The sequence below is a fragment of the Cupriavidus sp. SIMBA_020 genome, from assembly GCF_046535395.1.
In the GTDB taxonomy this organism is placed as follows: Bacteria; Pseudomonadota; Gammaproteobacteria; order Burkholderiales; family Burkholderiaceae; genus Cupriavidus; species Cupriavidus campinensis.
Genome location: NZ_JAWRWU010000641.1, coordinates 1 through 270 on the forward strand (window position 1 = coordinate 1; position 270 = coordinate 270).

At 64.4% G+C, this 270-nt stretch carries 1 pseudogene; it reads right to left on the minus strand.

The window, feature by feature from the left end:
- Positions 1-269 (minus strand): annotated as a pseudogene (locus tag SB751_RS30870) (cytochrome C oxidase subunit II); the annotation flags it as partial.
- Position 270: the final 1 nt, after the last annotated feature.

Genomic DNA, 270 nt, shown 5'->3' on the forward strand with positions numbered 1-270 from the left:
TCGGTGACGAGAAAACCGTGCACGACGTCGGCGCTGGTGGCGCGAAACGTGATCGGCACGCCCGTCGGCACGACGATGCATTGCGGCGTGAACGAATACTTCTGCGCGAGCACGCGCACGGTCACCGAGCCGTCGGATTCGAGCGCGCTGCCCAGATTGGTTTCGACGAATTCGCCGGACACGTGCAGCGTTTCGGGGTCGATGGTTTCCACGCGCGAAGGCGGCATCATCGCCCAGTGCAGGCCGGTGAACACCACCATCGCCACCAAC